This is a genomic window from Gemmatimonas sp. (assembly GCF_041689975.1).
In the GTDB taxonomy this organism is placed as follows: domain Bacteria; phylum Gemmatimonadota; class Gemmatimonadetes; order Gemmatimonadales; family Gemmatimonadaceae; genus Gemmatimonas.
Genome location: NZ_JBDNFF010000046.1, coordinates 1 through 3,299 on the forward strand (window position 1 = coordinate 1; position 3,299 = coordinate 3,299).

Consider the following 3,299-nt stretch of genomic DNA (forward strand, 5'->3'; position numbering starts at 1 on the left):
AAGATCCCTAAAGCCGATGCTATTGGCAAATACATCGGTTCTGCCGATGTTTGCTGAATGACGCGACCCGTACTGCCTCCCGACCTCAACGCCCTCAACTATCAGCACCTTCGCTACTTCTGGACGGTGGCCCATGAAGGGAGTATCGCCGCTGCCGTCGCGCTCCTTGGCGTGTCACAGCCCACCATCACCGAACAACTGCAGGCGCTCGAAGCCGCACTCGGTACGCCGTTGTTCGTGCGACGCGGTCGCAATCGCACACTGACCGAGCAGGGCCACCTCGTGCTTCGATATGCGGACGAAATCTTTACCTTGGGGCGCGAGCTGCTCACCGCGACGCGCACGCAGACCGAGGGGCGGCCACTGCGCTTCAGCATCGGCGTAGCCGATTCGCTCCCCAAGCTCACGGCGTGGCGTCTCATCGAGCCCGTCTTTTCACTCGGGCCTCTGTGGCGCGTGACCATCAGGAGCGACAAAACCGATCGACTGATCCACGATCTGGCGAGTGACGCGCTCGACCTGGTGATTGCCGATGCGCCGATGCCCAGCGGCACCCGTGTGCGCGCATACTCCCACCTGCTTGGTGATAGCGGCATAACGGTGTTCGCCGCCTCGACGCTTGCGGCACAACTCACCCACGGGTTTCCACAATCCCTGGACGGTGCGCCGCTGCTGCTTCCCGGTGAGGGTTCGTTGCTGCGACGCCACGTGACGCAGTGGTGCGCCGACAACGGCATCACGCCGGATATCGTGGCCGAGGTGGATGACATGGCCATGCTGCAACTGCTCGGGCATGACGGCGTGGGCGCGTTCTGCGCGCCAAGTGTGGTGGAGGCCGAGGTACAGCGCACGTTCGATGTACAGGTCGTGGGGCGTCTGCGCGGTGTGCGGGAGCGCTTCTATGCGCTGAGCGCCGAGCGGAAGCTGCGACACCCGGCGGTGCTGGCGATCGCCGATTCGGCGCGCCGCCGTTTAGCGGCGAAACGGCGGGGCAAGGGGTAGCACAGCACGTTGTTTCTTCAGCACGAACCCGTTGCGCCGTGTCGCTCGGAAGAGATACGGCTCATCTGGCGGTGATTATCCACGCGGAGTTTCTCCGCATGCGCGCGCCCACGCACCTTCCGCCGACATTGTCGGTTGTCCCGAAGACTGTTCGCCTCGTCGCGCCTATCTCACGTCGTGACTACTCGCGCCGCAGCTTTACCCACCACAACGTCTCCGGTACAATCCCGTCCCACGCCAGCTTCGATGCGTCATCGGCCGCCAGCCACAGTGCACCGAACGACAGCTTGGACACGTTCGTGATCTTCTGAATGTCGAGCTTCGCCACATCATCACTCGGCCGATGATAGTCGGCGTGCTCGCCGTTGAAGAACTGCATGATGGGAATCCCTCGCTCCAGATACGGACCGGCGTCCGTGCGCGGGTAGTAGTACGAGGCACTCACGTCTTCGTAGCGACGGTCCAAGGCGATGTACGGAAACTCCTTGGAGGCTCGCTGCAAGGCGGCTTCGATGCGCGTGCTGAGCAACAGCGGACCCGTGACGTAAATGGAATCGGTCGACGACAACGTCTGCTCTTTCGGACTGTTGTTGGGGCGACTCCGCCCGATCATGTCGTTACTGACGTGCAGCACCAGCTTCTCGGACCATGCGCCGTACGCGATCGCGCGGGTCCCCCACAATCCGACTTCCTCACCCGAGTCCCAGATCAACAGGATCGAGCGCTTCGCTCGCGGCGCAGCGACCAACGCGCGCACGATCGCCATGTTGCCCGCGCTGCCACTCGCATTGTCATCGGCGGCATTGTACTGATCGGGAAGCGCGTTTCCCGGTACACTCCCATTGGCCGGTACGGCACCGTCCAGATGCGCCGCCAGCGACACCCACTCTTGGCTCAGCACGGGGTCCGAGCCCTCGAGCATTCCCACCACGTTGTATGGGCGCGCGTCGAGCGTGGTTGCCGCAAAGTCGATGCGCAGTCGATTGTTCGCGCCAAGGTCAACCGAGTTTCGCTCGAGCGTTGAATCGCGCGAGAGCACGGTCTCCGGCAACAACGACGTACCAGCCAACAGTTTCGACAACGCCGCAGTGGAAATTGAAATACTCGGCACCTGATACTGTGCGTAGGCCACACCCACGGCAGGGTTGAGATCCTGCCCCGTCACGGCCCGCCGCGTCGAGGTGCCAAGCACAGAGTCGCTCACTACCGTAATGATGCCCAAGGCGCCGCCAAACCGCGCGACTTCTGTAATGGTGGTGTAATCAACACCAACCTTCCCGGCAGGCATTCCAGCACGCACCGCCCCGCGTCCCGTTTGCGGCGGGGCGCCGCTGACCAGCAACCATTTGCCGCGAATGTCGAACCCGGCGTAAGGATCAACATTGCGCTTGAGCAATTGAATGCCAGTGCCAACGTAGATGACGTTCGCCTCGCGCACGCCAGGCACCAGAAAACTATTGACGAGAAAGTCCCGGCCCCACGCCAGCGGTTCCGCGCCGATCGCGCCCGTGGCCTTGGTGGTATCGAGCGTGCTACGGGTGACGGTGTAGTGCTGAAAGTACGTGCCGTCGTCGCCCATGGGCGTAACGCGCATGGACTTCAAGAATTTCGCGACGTAGTGCGCCGCCGAGTCGTACCCCGGTGAGGCGAGCCCAGGGAACGGTGTCCGTCGCCCCATGTTCGCGTCTGACGCGAGATAGCTCACGTCGCGCAGAATGTCGTCCGCGCGAATGCGCTCGGCGGCGGCTTGTGTGCGCCGCACACGCGCATCGATCGACGGTTGTGAAATCGCGACGCGAGGAGCGGCACAGAGACATAGCGCGGCTAGCGTCAAGCAACGGGGTGTTCGCATGTTGGGCATGCGGATACGGTACGATGAAAGCGGCAGACTATCAACTCTCACGTGCCCAGCGTGGCGGTCCGTTCGTGCAATGCTGTTCTCAATCATTTCTTGTTCGTAGCTTTTCTTCGCGTGCTTCGCGTCCTCCGCGAGCTTCGCGTCAATCAGATCGCTGGTAGAGAGCTCCGGGTCAGCCGAAAGCACCGCGGTTGACGCGAAGGGCGCGAAGGCACGCGCGGGAAAGTAGGTGGCGGGCGGACTCATGCGCCTGTGTGGCACGCGTTCTGCGCAGTCTTGTGGTGTCGGTTCGCACTGAAGCAGGATCGGCACTCCCATTACGCTGAGATGCTACCATGTCCGTCGCGAAAGTTATCGAGATCATTTCATCGAGTACCACCAGTTTCGACGACGCTGTTTCCCAGGGCATTGCAAAAGCTTCGGAAACCATCACCGGCAT

Annotated in this window: 3 protein-coding genes; 2 read left to right on the top strand and 1 reads right to left on the bottom strand. The window is 62.3% G+C overall.

Features of this window, described 5'->3' with window-relative positions:
* Positions 1–57 precede the first annotated feature (57 nt).
* Positions 58–1,002 carry a LysR family transcriptional regulator gene (locus tag ACESNG_RS03485; RefSeq protein ID WP_373061441.1) on the top strand — a complete coding sequence of 315 codons (945 nt, stop codon included), beginning with the start codon at positions 58–60 and terminating at the stop codon, positions 1,000–1,002.
* Between the two features lie 181 nt (positions 1,003–1,183).
* On the opposite strand, the gene ACESNG_RS03490 is transcribed toward ACESNG_RS03485, so the two are convergent.
* Entirely contained in the window at positions 1,184–2,764 is a 1,581-nt protein-coding gene (locus ACESNG_RS03490) for a M28 family peptidase (RefSeq protein ID WP_373067830.1), read from the bottom strand.
* A gap of 431 nt (positions 2,765–3,195) precedes the next feature.
* Between ACESNG_RS03490 and ACESNG_RS03495 the strand changes: the two genes are divergently transcribed.
* The coding region (locus ACESNG_RS03495) for a dodecin family protein (protein WP_373063742.1) at positions 3,196–3,299 on the top strand (104 nt) is incomplete at its 3' end.